This window comes from Brevibacterium sp. CSND-B09 (assembly GCF_052906525.1).
Window position 1 is genome coordinate 1,130,227 of record NZ_JBREGI010000001.1, and the last position, 22,086, is coordinate 1,152,312.

Sequence of the window (22,086 nt, forward strand, 5' to 3'; positions counted from 1 at the left end):
GTGTTCTGAGTCAAGGACCCGGCGTCGTTTGCATCCTGTTGGCGGGTGGAGTGATCACGGGCCTCTATTCGTCGATGTACACCCTCAGTGGCGCCGAGTCTTCGAGGTCGCCGCATTCTGCAGTGATGACGTATCTGCCCCACAGGTCCTTTCTTGAATCCGCTATGTATCGGACCGATGCGGACTCATCTTCACCGGCGAGTTGACGCTTTTCCCAGACCTTCGTCTGACCATCCGTGTTCTTCTTGAACACGCGGAACACGGCCTCGTCTTCGGCCGAGCAGTTGACCATTGTGAGATTGACTCCGTCGGTGCCGAGAGCCGTGTCGTTCGTGTCCTCCTCTGGGTTCACCAACAGAGTGCCATCGTCGTATTCACCTCGATCGCCCTCCGAGATGAGGTCGACTCTGGTGAACATCTCTCTCACTGTCTCACCGTCGCGTTCGACATAGACCGTGAATGGAAGGTCTGTCGGGACGTCCGGTTCCTCATCCACGACAACCGAGCCGTCGAATGGCCCGTCCTTCTTCACCACGGACTTCTTGTCGTTGAGGCTCGTGGTGACGACGTCCCCTGCTTTGAGTCCGTCGACGGTGTATTCGATACCCTTGCCGTGCGCGACCTCGTACACTGTCATCGTCGCGTACCTCAGCGCCAGATCTTCATCGTGAGACTTGGGGTCGTCCTCCGCGGCTTCCTCCCCTGCTGCCGCAGATTCACTCGAGTGATTTCCGTCGGTCGGCACAGAGCCCGAAAGTGCGGCATCGAGACTCGAAGCGGCCGTCGGGCCGGCTGTGAGGGCAGAGATCCCGAGGGCGACGGTTGCGGCGAGTGCGAGCTTCTTCATTGTGATCATCCTTCTTTCGTCGTTGTCAGTGTTGTGCTGAGAGCGTCGTCGGGTTGATCGGCCGTATTCGGTTGTAGTGTCGACGCTAGGCCGCAAGCACAGGTGTTGTGGAGTTCTGATCATTGTGGTCATGACAACTTCGAAACAGCGTTCCGAACGGTTTCGAGACGTCAATGTGACCTGCCGATTCGAACGCTGAGCCGACGTTCAGACTCACGCGCCGCCTGCAACGGCACCCTCGCCGAGGCGCCACTGTCGTTCCTGGTCATCCCGTCTGGCCCAGCGTGGCCGGGTCGGACCGGGTCCTGCCAGAAACGGCGAGGTGAAACGCGCACACAGGTCCTGATCAGCTTGCCGATCACATCGTCATCACTCCGTGGAATTCGGCAGGCTGAATTGTTATTGCCGATTTCGGAGATTTCAGTCCGCGGTCCCCTGCTCGCGACTCCGGAAGCCGGGGACCAGAACCGTCAGCAGCACCCTGGCCGGAATCAGTCCTCGGCCCAGTCGAGTCCGACAGCGGTCTCGAGAGTGCTGTTCGTGGCGTGCAGTGGGACGGCCCATGTCTTGTCCCCGACGATGCCATCGGAGTCGACGCCGCCCCACTTCTGAAAGCCCTCCACAGACTCCTTCGTGCCGGCCCCGAAGTCTCCGTCGGCTTCGCCTGGCGACGGCCAATCACCGCTGTCTGCACCGGAGATGAGTACCTTCTGCAGGTCGCGGACGACATCACCTTTCGACCCGGTCTTCAGCAGAGGCATCGGACCACCGTTCGGAAGTGATTCCCAGGTGTCTTGTCCGACGATGCCATCGACCGTCAGTCCGGCACTCTCCTGAAATCGTCTGACCCCAGCTTCGGTGTCCGGTCCGAAATCACCGTCGACTGCGACGCTGTGATCGGGAGTTCTCCGCAGTGCTCGCTGGGCACGCAGGACCGCGGCGCCCTTGTCACCGCGTTTAGTTTCGGGCTGACCTGGATTGGACATGGCTGTGCTCCTCTGCCATCGGTTTCGTGGAAGCTTCCTTGCCTCCACGACCACCAAGCTAGGCCCGTTGTTCCTGCACCGGCAAGGCGCCGACGAGACTCAACGGGCGTGCACGCGAACTGTTCGGCACTGCCTGTGAAGACAGCACAGATCGGCCCCGGTTCCTCGACTCGAAGTCGAGGAACCGGGGCCGATCGCTTCCGCCAGGACCGCCTCTCGCCGTCGGGCCGGGTGGAGTCACCAACCCGACGGATCACCGGTCACTGTCAGCTCTTGTTCTTCCTGCGAGCCAGTCCGATGGCTGCTCCACCGCCGAGGATGAGCAGGGCACCTGCGGTCAGTCCGGTGAGTTCAGCACCGGTGCGAGGCATCGACGAACCGCCGCCGGCTTCGCCGGAGTCTCCTCCGTTGCCGCCACCGGACTCACCGCCGGTGACTTCGAACTTTCCTGACCTGCTGACGTCCATGCAATCGGCGAAGACCTGGTAGGTCCCGACGTAGTACGCGGGATCATCCCCGAGTCCGTAGACGTGGATTCCGGCTGCTCCTTCCTCATTGGTCGTCGCGGTCTGTTCATAGAGTTTCTCGCTCTTGTCCCCGGAATAGACCTCGAAGTGGACTTCGGCGTCCGGGACGCATTCGTTGACCATCAGCTGCACACCTTGGTCCCGGTCGATGAAGTCCTCCCCCGAAATCGTTTCGGGATTGATCGAGAGCTTGGGATCGACGACGCTGCCGTCATCGGTGACCGTGAACGTGGTCTCTGCGCTCTTGTCACCGCAGGAGGCCAGGACGTTGAAGTCACCGATCCAGTCCTTGCCGCCGTCACCATCAGGCAGGAACTGGACGGATCCGGCTGCGTCCTCACCGGCTTCCTGGGTCTCGTCCCAGATCACGGTGTCGGGATCTTTCGCGGAGCTCACCTGGAACTTCACCTCGGAGTCGACGTGGCAGTCGACGAGGGTGATGTTGACACCGTTCTCGAGGAAGTCGGCGAGCTTCTGGCTCTGCGGGGTGACGCTGAGATCTGCATCGGAGCTGTCGTCGTCTTCAGTGACGGAATACGTCGTCTCTGCGCTCGTGTCACCGCATTCTGCGCTGACGACGAAGTCACCGATCCATCCGTCACCGCCGGTGCCGGGCATGAATGATGTGGAGACCGAACCGTCATCGCCGGCGGTCTTCGTCTCTTCCCAGATGTTCGTATCTTCGCCCTTGCGGACGATGGTGACGGTCACTTCTTCGCCCGCCTCGCAATTGCTCACGGTGATGTCGACACCGTTGTCGAGATACGAGTCGATCCCCTGGCTCTGCGGGTCGACGCTGACGGCCGCATCTGAGTCATTTTGGCTGTCGGTGATCTCCACACTGCCGCTGAACGTCTTCGACTCCTCGCCGTCGCGCGCGACGGTCACGGTGACATCGACGACGTCGCCGACCTTGAGCTCGGTGTTGCCACGGAGCTCTCCGTTGAACGTTCCGTCACTGTCGACGGTGATGGAGCCGTTCTCGCCGGGTCCGGCGGTGACGGTGTCTCCGGCTTTCAGTCCGGTGATGGTGTACGGGATGGCCTCGGCTGCCTCGTCGACGGGCATCGACGACTGGTCGAGGGAGAACGAGGCATCGATCGGGGTCGAGTCCTCGGTCGGTTCGTCCGAACCTTCGCCGGGGTCGGCCGCCTCTTCACCGTCGCCGGGATCTGCTGCGTTCTCGTCGCCTCCCGGATCAGTTGATTCCTCCCCGTCACCGGGTTCGGTGGGTGTGCCGGGATCCGCGGCGTCGTCACCGGGATCCGTGGGCGGGTCCTCTGTTCCCGGGGAATCTGCGTCGCTGTTTCCTGCTTCTCCTGCGGCTTGGACGTCGGCCGCCTGCGCAGTTGTGCGCTCATCTGCTTGTGCGGCTGCCTGGCCCCATCCTCCGATGGAGAGTGCCAGAGCGAACGTTGCCGCCATTGCCAACCGTTTCATGATGGTCCTTCCAGAGTTCTGGTCGGTTGCCGTCTTCAGTTATGGCTTGGACCATACGCAGGCAATGAAGAGCGCACGACTTTAGGTCATTTAGGTCATGACAGAAGTGATAGAGGTGTTTGGCCGAATGTTTATCACTTCGCAATACTGTTCGCGCGACCCAGTCATAGTGCCCCCACGTGTTCGTGCCTCAGGCTGTGCTCTCACCTGCACAACAACTTCTATTTGGGGCTGGTGAGCCGCATGGCAGAGCGGTCAGAGCAGTGTCACATTTGGATCGACTTCGGCATTCATACCCTGAAAAACGTTATGTCGGATTTTCGCACACCATCTGATTTCTGCGGTGAATGCGATGCAGGGTCCCCGAGCTCAAGCTCGGGGACCCTGCCACTGCTCGGAACGATCAGGCTTGCGGAGAGCGGCCTTCCTCTGCTGGCGCCTCGTGGCTTTCACCTTCGGTATCCGGTCCGTCCGTGCTGTCGCTGTCGGAGGCCGCAGCCTCGTCGAGCGGTGCACCTGCGTCGGCATCGGCCTCGGCGAGCACCTCGGCAGTGAACTGCTCCTCGGCGTCCTCCCCGCGGAACTGCGACATGTACAGCCGGTGGTAGGCGCCTTCTGCCGCGAGCAGCTGCTCGTGGTTGCCGTGTTCGACGATCGCTCCGTCCTCCATCACGAGAATGGTGTGAGCGTCACGGATCGTCGACAGCCGGTGGGCGATGACGAACGACGTCCGATCGGTTCGCAACGCTGCCATCGCCTGCTGCACCAGCACCTCGGTGCGGGTGTCGACCGATGAGGTCGCCTCGTCGAGGATGAGCAGTGAGGGGTCGGCGAGGAACGCTCGAGCGATGGTGATGAGCTGCCGTTCGCCGGCCGAGACGCTGCCGCCGTCGGAATCGATGACGGTGTCATAGCCGTCGGGCAGCTGGCGCACGAACCTGTCGACCATCGTCGCCTTGGCGGCTACGACGACTTCCTCATCGGTGGCGCCCAACCGGCCGTAGCGGATGTTGTCGGCGATGGTGCCTTCGAACAGCCACGCATCCTGGAGCACCATGCCCACATGTGAGCGGAGGTCGGCCCGGCTGAGGTCGCGGGTGTCGATGCCGTCGAGGTAGATGGTTCCGCCCGTGATCTCGTAGAAGCGCATCACGAGGTTGACCAAGGTGGTCTTTCCGGCGCCGGTCGGGCCGACGATCGCCACCGTATGTCCCGGTTCGGCGGTGAAGGACACCTTTTCGATGAGAGGCGTCTCCGGAGCGTAGCGGAAGCTCACTTCGGAGAATTCGACCTTGCCCGGAGTACGCGGGGGCAGCTCCCTTTGCACCTCGTCGGGGTCCTCTTCCTCGGCGTCGAGCAGTTCGAAGGTCCGCTCCGCCGAGGCGACACCGGACTGGAGCATATTTGCCACACCTGCCATTTCGGAGATCGGCTGCGAGAACTCGCGCGAGTATTGGATGAACGCGGTTGCATCACCGAGCGTCATCTGTCCCGTCGCGACCTTGAGGCCGCCGGCGACGGCGATGAGGACATAGCTGAGGTAGGACACGAACTGCATCGAGGGCATGATCATGCCGGAGACGAACTGTGCTCCTGCCGAAGCCTTGTACAGCGATTCGTTGCGACGGTCGAACTCCTCGAGCATGACCTCGTCACGGCCGAAGGCCCTGACGATGTCAAGACCGGAGAATGACTCTTCCACGTGCCCGTTGACCTCACCGGTGTGCTTCCACTGCGCCTTGAACAGCTTCTGCGAACGGGTGCCGATGACGCCGGCGATGATCGCCGACAGCGGCAGAGCGATGAGAGCCAGCAGTGCGAGCTGCCAGGACACGATGAACATCATCACGCCGATGCCGATGATCGTCAGCGCCGACTGCACGAGCTGAGAGAATGCCTGCTGCAGGGCCTGCTGGATGTTGTCGACGTCGTTGGTCACTCGCGACATCACGTCGCCGCGCTGACGGGTGTCGAAGTAGCGCAGCGGCAGTCGGTTGATCTTGCGTTCGATGTCCTCACGCAGACGGTAGACCACGCGCATGACCAGGGCGTTGAGGATATACCCCTGCGCCCACATGAGCATCGAGGCCACGAGGTACATGAGCAGGACGGCGATGATGATCTGACCGAGCGCCGTGAAGTCGATCCCCTGCCCGGGCACCACCTCGGCGGTGGCGAGCATATCGGCGAAGTCGTCTCGGCCCTCGGCGCGGGCCCCGGCGATGATGTCGTCGATGTTCGCACCAGCGGGCAGCTGAGCGCCGATGACTCCGGAGTAGACGACGTCCATCGCCTTGCCGAGGACCTTGGGCGCGATGACGGTGAGCACGACGGAGCCGACGACGAGGGCGACGACGTAGAACATGCCCTTCTTCTCCGTGGCCATGAGTCCGAACAGACGCTTGACCGATGGCCAGAAGTGCTTGGCCTTGCGCGGAGGTGTGCCTCCGCTCATCTCCAGTTCCTCGCCGCTGGGGATGTATTCGTCTTCCCCAGCCACCACAGTTTCGGTTGAGTTGTTGTCGGCCATGTCAGTTCACCTCTTCCGTGGTCAGCTGGGATTCGATGATCTCGCGGTAGGTCGGGTTCGTCTCGGCGAGTTCCTCATGGGTGCCGCGGCCGACGATCTTCCCGGCTTCGAGGACGATGATCTGATCGGCGTCCCGGATCGTCGATACACGCTGGGCAACGACGATGACGGTGGCGTCCCCCGTCGATTCGTCGAGGGCGGCCCGCAGGCGGGCGTCGGTGGCGACGTCGAGGGCGGAGAACGAATCGTCGAAGACGTAGATCTGCGGCTTCACCGTCAGGGCTCTGGCGATGCACAGACGCTGCCGCTGCCCACCGGAATAGTTCGTGCCTCCCTGGGCGACGCGTTCTGAGAGCTTGTCTTCTTTCTCAGCCACGAAGTCGTCGGCCTGAGCGATGCGCAGGGCCTCCCACAGCTCTTCATCGGTGGCGTCTTCATTCCCGAAGCGCAGGTTCGAGGCGATCGTGCCGGAGAACAGGTACGGCTTCTGCGGCACCAGACCGATGAGCTGGGCCAGTTGGTGGCGGTTGAACTCGGTGACGGGGGTGCCGTCGATGAGGATCTCACCGACCTGCGGGTCGATGAGTCTGGGGATGAGGTTGACGATCGTCGACTTGCCGGAACCGGTCGATCCGATGATCGCGGTCGTCGTTCCGGGCTGGGCGGTGAAGTTCAGTCCTTCGAGCACAGGCACCTCGGCGCCGGGATATCCGAAGGTGACATTGCGGAATTCGAGCTCACCGCGACCGGGCAGCTCCCTGACACCGGCAGGGATGGTCATCGTGCTGCGGGTGTCGAGGATCTCGGCGATGCGTTCGGCGCAGACGACGGCGCGCGGAATCATCATCATCATGAATACGCCCATCATCACGGCTACGAGGATCTGCAGCAGGTACTGCAGGAACGCGGTCAGCGATCCCACTTCCATCTGTCCGGCGTCGACGCGGTGGCCACCGAACCACAGGACGGCGGCGGTCGCGAGATGGAGGATCATCATGATGGCGGGGAACATGAGCACGAACAGGTTGCCGACCTTGACCGAAGTTTCGGTCAGGGCACGGTTGGCATCGGCGTAGCGGTCGGTCTCAAAGGGCTCACGGACGAAGGCACGGATGACGCGGATACCGGTGATCTGTTCGCGCAGAACGCCGTTGATGTCGTCGACCTGGTCCTGCATGCGGCGGAACAGCGGCATGAGGAGGTAGACGAGAATGGCGACGACGATGAACAGGACGGGCACGGACACCCACACCAGCCAGGACAGTCCGGCGTCTTCCCGCAGGGCCATGATGATGCCGCCGATGCACATGATCGGTGTCGAGACCATGAAGTTCAGGGTCATGAGCACGAGCATCTGAACCTGTTGGACGTCGTTGGTGTTGCGGGTGATGAGGGTGGCGGATCCGAATTTTCCGACTTCGAGCATCGACAGGTCGTCGACCTGACGGTAGATGGCTCTGCGGAGGTCGCGGCCGACGCCCATTCCCGTCCGGGCGCCGAAGTAGATCGCGGTGATCGCGGTGACGACCTGCACGAGGCAGACGAGCAGCATCGTCATGCCCGTCGACCAGATGAAGTCGGTATCGCCCTTGGCGACTCCTTCGTCGATGATCCGGGCATTGAGGCTGGGCAGGTACAGTGCTGCGATGGTCGAGGCCAGTTGCAGGATGACGACCAGAATGATGAACGGCCAGTAGTTTTTGGCGTATTTCAGGGACAGGCGGAGTAATGCCACGTTGAACGTCCTGAGTGAAGAGCGGCTGATGATGGAGTCGTGAGAGTTGCGAAGCGCAACAGACTACCTTACATTGATTCTCCTCTCAGAGATAGACGAGCCGGCGGCTGATCGGGGGCGTTCTGCCACGACCTCCACTTCACCATGAGGCACTGACACGGCCTTCGCACCGCGTGCCTCCTCGCTTCTCGGGCGCTCCCGCATACGCTTGAAAGCATGAGCTCAACTCTGCAGGACCTGGTCAATCGTGCCGTCTTCTATTCGACGGAGGTGCAGACGCATTTCGGTGCGCTCATCGCCGACGCCGAGTGGGAAGTCGACTTCAGCTCCGACCCGCACCTGACGTTCACGTCGACCGAGGGCGCCGTCCTGCGCACCCGGCCGCATCTGCTCGGTTCGGAGTCAGGCAGGGAGAAGACGTGGCTGTGGGGTTGGGAGAACGTCAATGACTTCCCCGACGCCGTCGTCGGGCTCTCCCACGAGGTGCGCAAGTTCGGGGCCGCTGAGGACGTCAGCGAGCTCACGACACCTGAGCTCTCCCTCGATGAGGAGCTCGCACTGCGGCTGACCCTGGCGTCGAAGGAGGCCACCGATAAGTGGGCCCACTATCCTGCCGCCGCCGGCGCCGGAACCACTGTTTGGCTCCTCGTCGATGCCGCCGAGATCGCCTTGCCCGCACCGCAGGTCAAGGTCTCTGTGCGGGCGCTCATGCAGGGACTGACGCAGACGACGGTGACCGACCACCGCGCGGCCATCGACGCGTACGTCGCCAAACGCGGCATTCCGACGGCAGAGCTTCCCGAAGGTGGCCTGCGGATGCTGTTCGCCGACGGCTCGGCCGACCTGTCCTTCGACGATCAGCGTCGCATCTCCAACTGCGACCTGAATGCGCCGCTGGAGGGCGAGGCCGCCGAGCAGTACGCCGCCGCGGAACCCACAGGCACCCCCGCCGACGCGGCCGCCGCCTCTCGCACGACCGAGTCGACTTCCGCTCCCGCTGCGAAGGATGTTGCCGCACCACCTGCGTCGACACCCACGACACCGACACCGGCCTCGGCAGGGGAAACGGCGGAAACTGCGCCCACGGAGTCCGTGCCAGACGAGAAGCCGGCAGCGGAGGCGACCCCGACGGCCGAAGCTCAGACCGACGAAGCTGCAGGGCCTGCGGCGGAGGCTTCGGATACCGCACGCGGAGAGCAGCGGCCGGAAGACGAGCGGCCACTCGGAGACGGGCCTGTCGAACCCGCCGAGACGGAGACTTCGGTCGAGGAAGAACCGAGCAAGGACGCCAAGCCGAAGAAGAAAGGCCTGTTCTCCAAGCTGTTCGGACGCTGATGCGCCGCTGAGCAGTTGCATCCCTGACGGATGCTTGGGGCCCCGCCGATCGGCGGGACCCCATTGATTTATCGGCTTTCAGCGATTGACGGGTGTTTCGGGTCCCCAGCGGAATCCTCGATCGAAGAGGAACCTTCGCTCCTCATCATTGCGCAGCGTCAGTTCCGATTCCCCTGCTCGCAGAGAGAACTCCCCTTCTCCTACCTCCGAGTACTGGAACTCGACCGTACCTGAGGAATCGCGGATAAGCGTCTGAGCGCCTTTCCGGACGGGGTAGAGCTTCGCTGTGATCGACTGGCCATCGACGCTGTAGACACCATCCTGGAAGTCTCCGTCGGAGTACCGCACACTCATTCTCTTGCCTTTGCCCGATCCGATCTGCCCGAAGGCGATCTGAGTGATGTCCTCGGTTGTATGGTCAGTGCCCTCGATCAGGGCGGGCTTGCCTGACGCGGTGACGGTATAGACGCCTGAGATCTCCTCAGGAGCGCCAGGGCGGCCCCAATTGAGGCTGATTCCGGTGGCCAGTCCGCTGCCGACGATGATGACAACAGCGAGTATCGGGGAGACCCAGCGGGTGATGCGAACGAAGATCCGGTTGTGCCAGATGAGGCCGTTGACTGCCGGCCCGACGCTGCGCCCGAATGCGAAACTCACGACTCGGGGCACGTTGGGGATGAGAAGGATGAGACCGACGAGGGCCATCGCTCCTGAGAGCTGCTTCACCGGCACGTCGAACGTCAGGTTGAGCAGGAAGACCACGCTCATGTCCAGAGCTGCGATGAGTGCGCCGAGCCAGGCAGAACGACGGAAGAGCAGCAGGTTGACCGCGAGAAGCTCGGCCAGGCCCGCCAGGAATTGAACGGTCGGGGAGAAGGCCATGAAACGCCACAGCAGCCCCATGGGGCTCATCTCGCCGTACTGGACTATTGCGTCGGCATAGTCGGCATAGCCCATCTGAACGTGGAAGACCTTCGTCCAGGCGTAGGGCAGGAGCGCCATCGCCAATCCGATGCGCAGCAGCCAATGCAGGGCCCAGAGGATACCGATCCAGCGCGACCGTGACCGAGCCTGTAGAGCGTCCGGCTCCGCTGATTGTGCATGCAGTGCAGTATCGTTCGTCGTCATAATGTTCACATTACTGACAAAACGACTTGTCCTGCAGTAAGGTTCTCCGGACTATTCCCCAAGACATTCCCCACCCCTATTACTACCTGACGGCGGCCCAGCAACCCCGCGCCAGGTAGCAGTACCCCCGTCAGGTAGTAATAAGCACGGGCGACCCGCCCACACACGAACACAAACACCACACCCATGCGTGAATACAGTAATGGCCCCGCCCAAAAACTGGACGAGGCCATCACCTTAAAAAATATTGCGGCAGTCACTTACTCTCCCACAACCACCAAGTTGCAGTACCATCAGCGCGAATGGGCTTAGCTACCGGGATCGGAACGGTTAACCGGGCGTTTCCCCACCACTATCACCACCGCAAAACCAACAAACCACCACCACAACCCACAAAGGATTGTCAGCGGTAGTGGTCCAAGAACCGCACAGCGAACGCGAACACCAAAAACTATGTCATGCACACCCCACAAAACGGGGCGCATTCTCTCATCACAACCAGAAAGGCGAATAAAGACTCTTCGCACACACCAACCCCACTAAAGGGAAAAAGTTGATGAGTGATCGGTGTATTAGTACCAGTCAACTCCACACCTTACAGTGCTTCCATACCCGGCCTATCAACCCCATCATCTATAGGACACCTCCCCCAACAAAAGTTGGTTGGAAATCTCATCTCGGAGCCGGCTTCCCGCTTAGATGCTTTCAGCGGTTATCCATCCCGAACGTAGCCAACCAGCCATGCTCCTGGCGGAACAACTGGCACACCAGAGGTTCGTCCGTCCCGGTCCTCTCGTACTAAGGACAGACCTCCACAAATTTCCTACGCACGCAGCGGATAGGGACCGAACTGTCTCACGACGTTCTAAACCCAGCTCGCGTACCGCTTTAATGGGCGAACAGCCCAACCCTTGGGACCGACTCCAGCCCCAGGATGCGACGAGCCGACATCGAGGTGCCAAACCATGCCGTCGATATGGACTCTTGGGCAAGATCAGCCTGTTATCCCCGAGGTACCTTTTATCCGTTGAGCGACCACGCTTCCACAAGCCATGGCCGGGTCACTAGTCCCAGCTTTCGCTCCTGCTCGACACGTCCGTCTCACAGTCAAGCTCCCTTGTGCACTTACACTCGACACCTGATTGCCAACCAGGCTGAGGGAACCTTTGGGCGCCTCCGTTACTCTTTAGGAGGCAACCGCCCCAGTTAAACTACCCATCAGGCACTGTCCCTGAACCCGATCAGGGTCCGAAGTTAAGGAATCCACTATGGTCAGAGTGGTATTTCACCGATCGACTCCACCCCAACTAGCGTCAGGGCCTCACAGTCTTCCACCTATCCTACACAAACCACACCGAATCCCAATACCAAACTATAGTGAAGGTCTCGGGGTCTTTCCGTCCTGCTGCGCGTAACGAGCATCTTTACTCGTAATGCAATTTCGCCGAGTTCGTGGTTGAGACAGCAGAGAAGTCGTTACGCCATTCGTGCAGGTCGGAACTTACCCGACAAGGAATTTCGCTACCTTAGGATGGTTATAGTTACCACCGCCGTTTACTGGGGCTTAAATTCTCCGCTTCACCCTTACGGGTTAACAGGTCCTCTTAACCTTCCAGCACCGGGCAGGCGTCAGTCCGTATACATCGACTTACATCTTCGCACGGACCTGTGTTTTTAATAAACAGTCGCTTCTCTCTGGCCTCTGCGACCACCACCAGCACATCCCCACGCATGGTGGGTTCACCGGGATGGTCCCCCTTCTCCCGAAGTTACGGGGGCATTTTGCCGAGTTCCTTAACCACGATTCTCTCGATCACCTTAGTATTCTCTACTCGACCACCTGTGTCGGTTATAGGGTACGGGCAACACACACCCTCACGTCGATGCTTTTCTCGGCAGCAGAGGATCACCAGATCACCCCACCAATGTGGGGCGCCCATCAGCTCTCACACTCTATGCGGGGACGGATTTACCTACCCCCACGTGCTACAACCTTAGACCGTGACTACCATCGCACGGCCTGGCTACCTTTCTGCGTCACACCTCACGCTTACCGACTCCACACTCAGGTCCCACCCGCAACCCCAACATCAAGTCCGAAGACTCAAAGGAGGAATTGGATGGTTAGTATCGTGTGTTTTGGTACTGTCGGTTGTGTGTCGGTACCAGAATATCAACTGGTTGTCCATCGACTACGCCTGTCGGCCTCGCCTTAGGTCCCGACTTACCCAGGGCGGATTAGCCTAGCCCTGGAACCCTTGGTCATCCGGTGGACGGGTTTCTCACCCGTCTTTCGCTACTCATGCCTGCATTCTCACTCGAATCGCCTCCACCACTCGTTCACACGGCAGCTTCTCCGGCAACTCGACGCTCCCCTACCCAACACCACACCATTACGGCGATTGTGGTGCTGCCACAACTTCGGCGGTGTACTTAGCCCCGCTACATTATCGGCGCTCAATCACTTGACCAGTGAGCTATTACGCACTCTTTCAAGGGTGGCTGCTTCTAAGCCAACCTCCTGGTTGTCTTCGCAACTGAACATCCTTTCCCACTGAGCACACGCTTAGGGGCCTTAGTTGATGGTCTGGGCTGTTTCCCTCTCGACAATGAAGCTTATCCCCCACTGTCTCACTGCCACGCTGAACCTTGACTGGCATTCGGAGTTTAGTTGACGTCAGTAACCCGGTAGGGCCCATCAGCCATCCAGTAGCTCTACCTCCAGCAAGAACCACGCAACGCTGCACCTAAATGCATTTCGGGGAGAACCAGCTATCACAGAGTTTGATTGGCCTTTCACCCCTAACCACAGGTCATCCCCTCCATTTTCAACTGAAGTGGGTGCGGGCCTCCACGCGCTCTTACACACGCTTCACCCTGCCCATGGCTAGATCACTCCGCTTCGGGTCTAGGACACGCGACTAGGATCGCCCTATTCGGACTCGCTTTCGCTACGGCTACCCCACACGGGTTAACCTCGCCACGCACCGCTAACTCGCAGGCTCATTCTTCAAAAGGCACGCCATCACAGTCATCTAGATACTGCTCTGACGGATTGTAAGCACATGGTTTCAGGTACTCTTTCACTCCCCTCCCGGGGTACTTTTCACCATTCCCTCACGGTACTTATCCGCTATCGGTCATCAGGAAGTATTTAGCCTTACCAGGTGGTCCTGGCAGATTCACACGAAATTCCACGAGTTCCGTGCTACTCGGGCATGCACACACTGCGAACAGTCAGCGTTTCGTCTACGGGACTCTCACCCACTCCGGTCCTGTTTCCCACCAGGTTCGACTACACCAACAACACTCACAGACCGGCCATGCTGGACCGGACCACGTACACCCCACAACACCCCTGCAGCAACACCAGCACGCTTGACACTGCACAGGTTTAGGCTCATCCAGTTTCGCTCGCCACTACTCCCGGAATCATTGTTATTTTCTCTTCCTGCGGGTACTGAGATGTTTCACTTCCCCGCGTTCCCTCCACATGCCCTATATATTCAGACACGGGTCACCACCCTCACGAGTGGCGGGGTTTCCCCATTCGGAGACCCTCGGATCAACGCCTGTTTATCGGCTCCCCGAGGCTTATCGCAGATTTCCACGTCCTTCATCGGCTCCTGATGCCAAGGCATCCACCATGCGCTCTTACACACTCACCCAACCCCCAAAAGGGCCGGCTTCATGTGCGCGAAAAATATTGCTTCATTCACCTTAACTAGATGATGACAAGAAAAATCACATTACATAAACACCACACAAATATGGTGTTTGATGCTCGCGTCCACTATACGATTCTCAAACCACTACCAAACACCCACCACCACACACCCACACTGTGGCTGCCTGTTGGTCGGGTTGGTCCTGTTGGTTGAAACCACACCCACACAATCGTGTGGGGTTTGTGATTCCAGGACCCAATAACGTGTTCGTTCTAGCCCACCCGATCACTCACCGCACCCGGGGCATTGACCCCAGCCGGGCTGTGTGGGCGAGCGGAAGAAGTGATGTTCCACCCTTGAGCTCTCATGATGACCACATACGGGTCATACCATGAGGATCTTAATGTGTGCTCCTTAGAAAGGAGGTGATCCAGCCGCACCTTCCGGTACGGCTACCTTGTTACGACTTAGTCCCAATCACCAGTCCCACCTTAGACGGCCCCCTCCCACAAGTGGGTTGGGACACCGGCTTCGGGTGTTACCGACTTTCGTGACTTGACGGGCGGTGTGTACAAGGCCCGGGAACGTATTCACCGCAGCGTTGCTGATCTGCGATTACTAGCGACTCCGACTTCACGTAGTCGAATTGCAGACTACGATCCGAACTGAGACTGGCTTTAAGGGATTCGCTTACCCTCACGGGTTCGCCTCTCTCTGTACCAGCCATTGTAGCATGCGTGAAGCCCAAGACATAAAGGGCATGATGATTTGACGTCATCCCCACCTTCCTCCGAGTTGACCCCGGCAGTCTCCTATGAGTTCCCACCATCACGTGCTGGCAACATAGAACGAGGGTTGCGCTCGTTGCGGGACTTAACCCAACATCTCACGACACGAGCTGACGACAACCATGCACCACCTGTACACCAGCTCCAAAGAGAAGAACTGTTTCCAGAACGGTCCAGTGTATGTCAAGCCTTGGTAAGGTTCTTCGCGTTGCATCGAATTAATCCGCATGCTCCGCCGCTTGTGCGGGCCCCCGTCAATTCCTTTGAGTTTTAGCCTTGCGACCGTACTCCCCAGGCGGGGCACTTAATGCGTTAGCTACGGCGCGGAGAACGTGGAATGTCCCCCACACCTAGTGCCCAACGTTTACGGCATGGACTACCAGGGTATCTAATCCTGTTCGCTCCCCATGCTTTCGCTCCTCAGTGTCAGTTACAGCCCAGAGTCCCGCCTTCGCCACCGGTGTTCCTCCTGATATCTGCGCATTTCACCGCTACACCAGGAATTCCAGACTCCCCTACTGCACTCTAGTCAGCCCGTACCCACTGCACGCGCAACGTTAAGCGTTGCGTTTCCACAGCAGACGTGACCAACCACCTACGAGCTCTTTACGCCCAATAATTCCGGACAACGCTCGTACCCTACGTATTACCGCGGCTGCTGGCACGTAGTTAGCCGGTACTTCTTCTGCAGGTACCGTCACTTTCGCTTCTTCCCTGCTGAAAGCGGTTTACAACCCGAAGGCCGTCATCCCGCACGCTGCGTCGCTGCATCAGGGTTTCCCCCATTGTGCAATATTCCCCACTGCTGCCTCCCGTAGGAGTCTGGGCCGTGTCTCAGTCCCAGTGTGGCCGGTCGCCCTCTCAGGCCGGCTACCCGTCGTCGCCTTGGTAGGCCATTACCCCACCAACAAGCTGATAGGCCGCGAGCCCATCCCCGATCGAAAAACTTTCCACCACCCAACATGCGTCAGGAGGTCGTATCCGGTATTAGACCCAGTTTCCCAGGCTTATCCCGAAATCAGGGGCAGGTTACTCACGTGTTACTCACCCGTTCGCCACTCATCCACCAACAGCAAGCTGTCGGCTTCAGCGTTCGACTTGCATGTGTTAAGCACGCAGCCAGCGTTCGTCCTGAGCCAGGATCAAACTCTCCATAAAAAACTTTATGTTACGAATGAATCCCAGCAAGACAGCCAACCCCTCACGGGGTGAGAAGGTTGACCACAAAATAACTGACCAAACACACCATCCACCCATATGCTGTGGGAGGTTCGGCGAAGAACAACCCACACGAGGGTGAACCACTGTTTGGCCAGGTGATTGTCTTACCAGAAAATAAAAATGTTCTGGCATCACAACTTGTTCAAACAAACACGCTATTGGATTCTCAAACCACAAACACACACCCATCACCACCACCCGAAAACCGAGCGTGTTCACTGGGGGTATCAGTTTCATTTTGTGTCACCCACCCGGTGTCCTGAACCCTTGGACCAAACCGTGTTTGTCCTGGTCAGACCCGGTGGAAACTCTGTCTCGAAGACGGTGTTTCCGGCGGGGCAACGAGATATAACTCTAGACCACCCCAGAGCCACCGTGCAAATCCAAAACCGACTTTCTCCACGTGACACCCACCACACACCCCCGGAACCACGCCGACCGCCCCTACGAAGAGGCAGGCTCGCCATCAGTCCTTGGCTCAACCGAGCCCGCACGCCCCGCGATTCAGCTGACCGGGCGGATAGCTTTGCGCAGACGTGCGAGCTGCGTGTCGATGACGGTTCCCATCTCGGTGGTCTCTGCCCGTCGGATCCCGCGTTCTACAGCCAGCGACCTCCACCCTTCGACCGCGCTCACGACCTCATTGAGCACAGACACAGCAGTTGGCTTCGTCAGATGGCAGAGAGAGGCGAATTCGAGCAGCGCCTCCGCCTCGATCTCCGCGGACACAACGCCGTTGATCGCGGTCTGCCGTTCGAGCGCGGACTCCGGTTCCGGGTTGATGTCGAAAGCCGGGCTCAGTTGCCATCCCGCGTCCGCCCGTATGAAGCCATGGTTACGCAAATGATCATCCGTATTGTGCAATGCAACTGAGAATGCCACTCGGCGATACAGTTCCGCACAGTCGCTGCGCCAGCGCCGGCTGTGGTCTTCGATAGCTTCGACGATATCGAGATAGTCACCGGGCTCCCCGTCTCGACGCCCGGCTGCTGTCATCGCACTCATATATCCGATCCGACGGCCGGTCGTGCGATCGAACCTCTGCAGAAGAAGCACGGATCTCTCGTCGACGCTCAGCAACCGAGATGCAGAGGTATCGATTCCGGCCCTACGGGCAAGTTCGAGTGCCAGGCTCTCCCACGCGATGACGTCTCGATCGTCACCGGGTCGGGAGAACTTCGCAATCAGCAGTCGTCCCTCATCGTCCGCCACAGAAGCTTTGGGCCGCGCCCCTCCCAGAGACCCTGTCCCAGCGTCAAGAAGGCGCTTCACAGCCGTGCCCGCCCCTTCTGCGGCACCATCAACAGCCCGCTGCAGCTCGGGCAGGGAGAGTAGCTTAGGTACACGGCTCGTCGGGCTGAGGAAGTCCTCGTCAGCAGCACGACGAAATCGCAGAGCCCCTTGACGAGTGCGATCGCTGACTCCGAGCAGGAAGTCGATGTCGGTCAGGCGGCGATCACGGACGACGCCCTCGGCGACCTGCCGCCGATGCTCCTTCGCAACGAGGTTACGACCCCACCGGTCAGGAGAGCAGTCGGCGAAGGCTCCCGGCAGACCGGTTACGTTGAATGGGGCTGTCGACAGTGGGAGCTCCGGGTCGATGGAATAGGCCCATCGAGTTCCCGCGTACTCATCGGAGTATTTGAACGTCGTCGAGATATGCCGCCGTGCGATGTGGAAGTACGCAGTGCCGACGAATACCGTCGTTCCGCCCTGGTCCATCTCAACCCGGATCTGCTCACTCATCGACGGACCCTGTCTGGAAGCGTTTCAGCAGAGCGCAGTCTGCCGACGTCGGTGCTCAGAGGATCGAATGAGGCGGAAACGTGGTCGAGCTGTCCGAGTGCCTGCATAACCGACATCACTGCGCCGATTGATACCCCCGCGTCACCACGTTCGACTTTCTGGAGCGTCGATCGAGAGATGCCGGCCCGCTCTGCGACTTCGACAGCCTTCAACGACTGCATGAGTCGCCACCGACGAATCGCGGATCCGATCTCGGTGAGGCGGCGATCCACCTGGCGAGTGACGCTCATTCTGGCTCCTTATGAGTGCAATAAACACCATATGATTCATTAAAGACTAGAATACGCGTCATTAGACTACCCGGCAATGTTGATTTCGGGAGGATCGGTGGCCGGCTGCTGTCCGGTTGGACTCCACAAGATCTCTGAACGTCCGTGACAACACCACTCTCAGTTGGCCGGCCACGAGCCGGAGAATACACGAATGACCTCGTCCGACTCCCATTGGGAGTTGAACGAGGCCATTTACTACCTCCCTATTACTACCTGACGGCGGCCCAGCAACCCCGCGCCAGGTAGCAGTACCCCCGTCAGGTAGTAATAAGCACGGGCGACCCGCCCACACACGAACACAAACACCACACCCATGCGTGAATACAGTAATGGCCCCGCCCAAAAACTGGACGAGGCCATCACCTTAAAAAATATTGCGGCAGTCACTTACTCTCCCACAACCACCAAGTTGCAGTACCATCAGCGCGAATGGGCTTAGCTACCGGGATCGGAACGGTTAACCGGGCGTTTCCCCACCACTATCACCACCGCAAAACCAACAAACCACCACCACAACCCACAAAGGATTGTCAGCGGTAGTGGTCCAAGAACCGCACAGCGAACGCGAACACCAAAAACTATGTCATGCACACCCCACAAAACGGGGCGCATTCTCTCATCACAACCAGAAAGGCGAATAAAGACTCTTCGCACACACCAACCCCACTAAAGGGAAAAAGTTGATGAGTGATCGGTGTATTAGTACCAGTCAACTCCACACCTTACAGTGCTTCCATACCCGGCCTATCAACCCCATCATCTATAGGACACCTCCCCCAACAAAAGTTGGTTGGAAATCTCATCTCGGAGCCGGCTTCCCGCTTAGATGCTTTCAGCGGTTATCCATCCCGAACGTAGCCAACCAGCCATGCTCCTGGCGGAACAACTGGCACACCAGAGGTTCGTCCGTCCCGGTCCTCTCGTACTAAGGACAGACCTCCACAAATTTCCTACGCACGCAGCGGATAGGGACCGAACTGTCTCACGACGTTCTAAACCCAGCTCGCGTACCGCTTTAATGGGCGAACAGCCCAACCCTTGGGACCGACTCCAGCCCCAGGATGCGACGAGCCGACATCGAGGTGCCAAACCATGCCGTCGATATGGACTCTTGGGCAAGATCAGCCTGTTATCCCCGAGGTACCTTTTATCCGTTGAGCGACCACGCTTCCACAAGCCATGGCCGGGTCACTAGTCCCAGCTTTCGCTCCTGCTCGACACGTCCGTCTCACAGTCAAGCTCCCTTGTGCACTTACACTCGACACCTGATTGCCAACCAGGCTGAGGGAACCTTTGGGCGCCTCCGTTACTCTTTAGGAGGCAACCGCCCCAGTTAAACTACCCATCAGGCACTGTCCCTGAACCCGATCAGGGTCCGAAGTTAAGGAATCCACTATGGTCAGAGTGGTATTTCACCGATCGACTCCACCCCAACTAGCGTCAGGGCCTCACAGTCTTCCACCTATCCTACACAAACCACACCGAATCCCAATACCAAACTATAGTGAAGGTCTCGGGGTCTTTCCGTCCTGCTGCGCGTAACGAGCATCTTTACTCGTAATGCAATTTCGCCGAGTTCGTGGTTGAGACAGCAGAGAAGTCGTTACGCCATTCGTGCAGGTCGGAACTTACCCGACAAGGAATTTCGCTACCTTAGGATGGTTATAGTTACCACCGCCGTTTACTGGGGCTTAAATTCTCCGCTTCACCCTTACGGGTTAACAGGTCCTCTTAACCTTCCAGCACCGGGCAGGCGTCAGTCCGTATACATCGACTTACATCTTCGCACGGACCTGTGTTTTTAATAAACAGTCGCTTCTCTCTGGCCTCTGCGACCACCACCAGCACATCCCCACGCATGGTGGGTTCACCGGGATGGTCCCCCTTCTCCCGAAGTTACGGGGGCATTTTGCCGAGTTCCTTAACCACGATTCTCTCGATCACCTTAGTATTCTCTACTCGACCACCTGTGTCGGTTATAGGGTACGGGCAACACACACCCTCACGTCGATGCTTTTCTCGGCAGCAGAGGATCACCAGATCACCCCACCAATGTGGGGCGCCCATCAGCTCTCACACTCTATGCGGGGACGGATTTACCTACCCCCACGTGCTACAACCTTAGACCGTGACTACCATCGCACGGCCTGGCTACCTTTCTGCGTCACACCTCACGCTTACCGACTCCACACTCAGGTCCCACCCGCAACCCCAACATCAAGTCCGAAGACTCAAAGGAGGAATTGGATGGTTAGTATCGTGTGTTTTGGTACTGTCGGTTGTGTGTCGGTACCAGAATATCAACTGGTTGTCCATCGACTACGCCTGTCGGCCTCGCCTTAGGTCCCGACTTACCCAGGGCGGATTAGCCTAGCCCTGGAACCCTTGGTCATCCGGTGGACGGGTTTCTCACCCGTCTTTCGCTACTCATGCCTGCATTCTCACTCGAATCGCCTCCACCACTCGTTCACACGGCAGCTTCTCCGGCAACTCGACGCTCCCCTACCCAACACCACACCATTACGGCGATTGTGGTGCTGCCACAACTTCGGCGGTGTACTTAGCCCCGCTACATTATCGGCGCTCAATCACTTGACCAGTGAGCTATTACGCACTCTTTCAAGGGTGGCTGCTTCTAAGCCAACCTCCTGGTTGTCTTCGCAACTGAACATCCTTTCCCACTGAGCACACGCTTAGGGGCCTTAGTTGATGGTCTGGGCTGTTTCCCTCTCGACAATGAAGCTTATCCCCCACTGTCTCACTGCCACGCTGAACCTTGACTGGCATTCGGAGTTTAGTTGACGTCAGTAACCCGGTAGGGCCCATCAGCCATCCAGTAGCTCTACCTCCAGCAAGAACCACGCAACGCTGCACCTAAATGCATTTCGGGGAGAACCAGCTATCACAGAGTTTGATTGGCCTTTCACCCCTAACCACAGGTCATCCCCTCCATTTTCAACTGAAGTGGGTGCGGGCCTCCACGCGCTCTTACACACGCTTCACCCTGCCCATGGCTAGATCACTCCGCTTCGGGTCTAGGACACGCGACTAGGATCGCCCTATTCGGACTCGCTTTCGCTACGGCTACCCCACACGGGTTAACCTCGCCACGCACCGCTAACTCGCAGGCTCATTCTTCAAAAGGCACGCCATCACAGTCATCTAGATACTGCTCTGACGGATTGTAAGCACATGGTTTCAGGTACTCTTTCACTCCCCTCCCGGGGTACTTTTCACCATTCCCTCACGGTACTTATCCGCTATCGGTCATCAGGAAGTATTTAGCCTTACCAGGTGGTCCTGGCAGATTCACACGAAATTCCACGAGTTCCGTGCTACTCGGGCATGCACACACTGCGAACAGTCAGCGTTTCGTCTACGGGACTCTCACCCACTCCGGTCCTGTTTCCCACCAGGTTCGACTACACCAACAACACTCACAGACCGGCCATGCTGGACCGGACCACGTACACCCCACAACACCCCTGCAGCAACACCAGCACGCTTGACACTGCACAGGTTTAGGCTCATCCAGTTTCGCTCGCCACTACTCCCGGAATCATTGTTATTTTCTCTTCCTGCGGGTACTGAGATGTTTCACTTCCCCGCGTTCCCTCCACATGCCCTATATATTCAGACACGGGTCACCACCCTCACGAGTGGCGGGGTTTCCCCATTCGGAGACCCTCGGATCAACGCCTGTTTATCGGCTCCCCGAGGCTTATCGCAGATTTCCACGTCCTTCATCGGCTCCTGATGCCAAGGCATCCACCATGCGCTCTTACACACTCACCCAACCCCCA

Annotated in this window: 9 protein-coding genes and 5 rRNA genes; 1 reads left to right on the plus strand and 13 read right to left on the minus strand. The window is 58.9% G+C overall.

Translation table 11 applies throughout. From position 1 onward, the window contains the following. Nucleotides 1–64: 64 nt before the first annotated feature. The 5 genes from ACU4IU_RS05385 to ACU4IU_RS05405 form a co-directional block, all read right to left on the minus strand. Nucleotides 65–847 (minus strand): hypothetical protein, encoded by a 783-nt coding sequence (locus ACU4IU_RS05385; RefSeq protein WP_446656072.1) that lies wholly within the window; start codon nt 845–847, stop codon nt 65–67. Between the two features lie 491 nt (nt 848–1,338). Next, nucleotides 1,339–1,833, minus strand: coding sequence for a peptidoglycan-binding domain-containing protein (locus ACU4IU_RS05390; RefSeq protein WP_446656073.1), 495 nt, complete (start codon nt 1,831–1,833; stop codon nt 1,339–1,341). 266 nt (nt 1,834–2,099) lie between these two features. Continuing rightward, entirely contained in the window at nt 2,100–3,800 is a 1,701-nt protein-coding gene (locus ACU4IU_RS05395) for a hypothetical protein (protein WP_446656074.1), read from the minus strand. A gap of 403 nt (nt 3,801–4,203) precedes the next feature. Beyond that, complete coding sequence (locus ACU4IU_RS05400; protein WP_446656075.1) at nt 4,204–6,330, minus strand: ABC transporter ATP-binding protein; 2,127 nt, start codon at nt 6,328–6,330, stop codon at nt 4,204–4,206. A gap of 1 nt (nt 6,331) precedes the next feature. Beyond that, nucleotides 6,332–8,065: an ABC transporter ATP-binding protein gene (locus tag ACU4IU_RS05405; protein WP_139470429.1), complete on the minus strand. Its 1,734-nt coding sequence runs from the start codon at nt 8,063–8,065 to the stop codon at nt 6,332–6,334. Nucleotides 8,066–8,281: 216 nt separating this feature from the next. On the opposite strand from ACU4IU_RS05405, the gene ACU4IU_RS05410 reads away from it, so the two are divergent. Then, the gene (locus ACU4IU_RS05410) at nt 8,282–9,400 is read left to right on the plus strand and encodes a DUF6882 domain-containing protein (protein WP_446656076.1); all 1,119 of its coding nucleotides are present in this window, start codon (nt 8,282–8,284) and stop codon (nt 9,398–9,400) included. 78 nt (nt 9,401–9,478) lie between these two features. Here ACU4IU_RS05410 and ACU4IU_RS05415 read toward each other — a convergent pair whose 3' ends face one another. From ACU4IU_RS05415 to ACU4IU_RS05450, 8 genes are all read right to left on the minus strand, one after another. Continuing rightward, entirely contained in the window at nt 9,479–10,528 is a 1,050-nt protein-coding gene (locus tag ACU4IU_RS05415; protein WP_446656077.1) for a DoxX family protein, read from the minus strand. A 247-nt stretch (nt 10,529–10,775) separates the two neighbouring features. Beyond that, a 5S ribosomal RNA gene (gene rrf / locus ACU4IU_RS05420) occupies nt 10,776–10,894 on the minus strand. A 186-nt stretch (nt 10,895–11,080) separates the two neighbouring features. After that, nucleotides 11,081–14,196, minus strand: a 23S ribosomal RNA gene (locus ACU4IU_RS05425). Nucleotides 14,197–14,614: 418 nt separating this feature from the next. Continuing rightward, nucleotides 14,615–16,142, minus strand: a 16S ribosomal RNA gene (locus tag ACU4IU_RS05430). The 16S, 23S and 5S rRNA genes sit together here, the layout of an rRNA operon. Before the next feature lie 567 nt (nt 16,143–16,709). Continuing rightward, nucleotides 16,710–17,951, minus strand: coding sequence for a type II toxin-antitoxin system HipA family toxin (locus ACU4IU_RS05435; RefSeq protein WP_446656078.1), 1,242 nt, complete (start codon nt 17,949–17,951; stop codon nt 16,710–16,712). Continuing rightward, nucleotides 17,948–18,241, minus strand: a complete 294-nt coding sequence (locus ACU4IU_RS05440; RefSeq protein ID WP_139906987.1) for a helix-turn-helix domain-containing protein — start codon at nt 18,239–18,241, stop codon at nt 17,948–17,950. The genes ACU4IU_RS05435 and ACU4IU_RS05440 overlap by 4 nt, the downstream gene beginning before the upstream one ends. Before the next feature lie 416 nt (nt 18,242–18,657). Further along, a 5S ribosomal RNA gene (rrf, locus tag ACU4IU_RS05445) occupies nt 18,658–18,776 on the minus strand. A gap of 186 nt (nt 18,777–18,962) precedes the next feature. Continuing rightward, nucleotides 18,963–22,078 (minus strand): 23S ribosomal RNA (locus ACU4IU_RS05450). Nucleotides 22,079–22,086 lie beyond the last annotated feature (8 nt).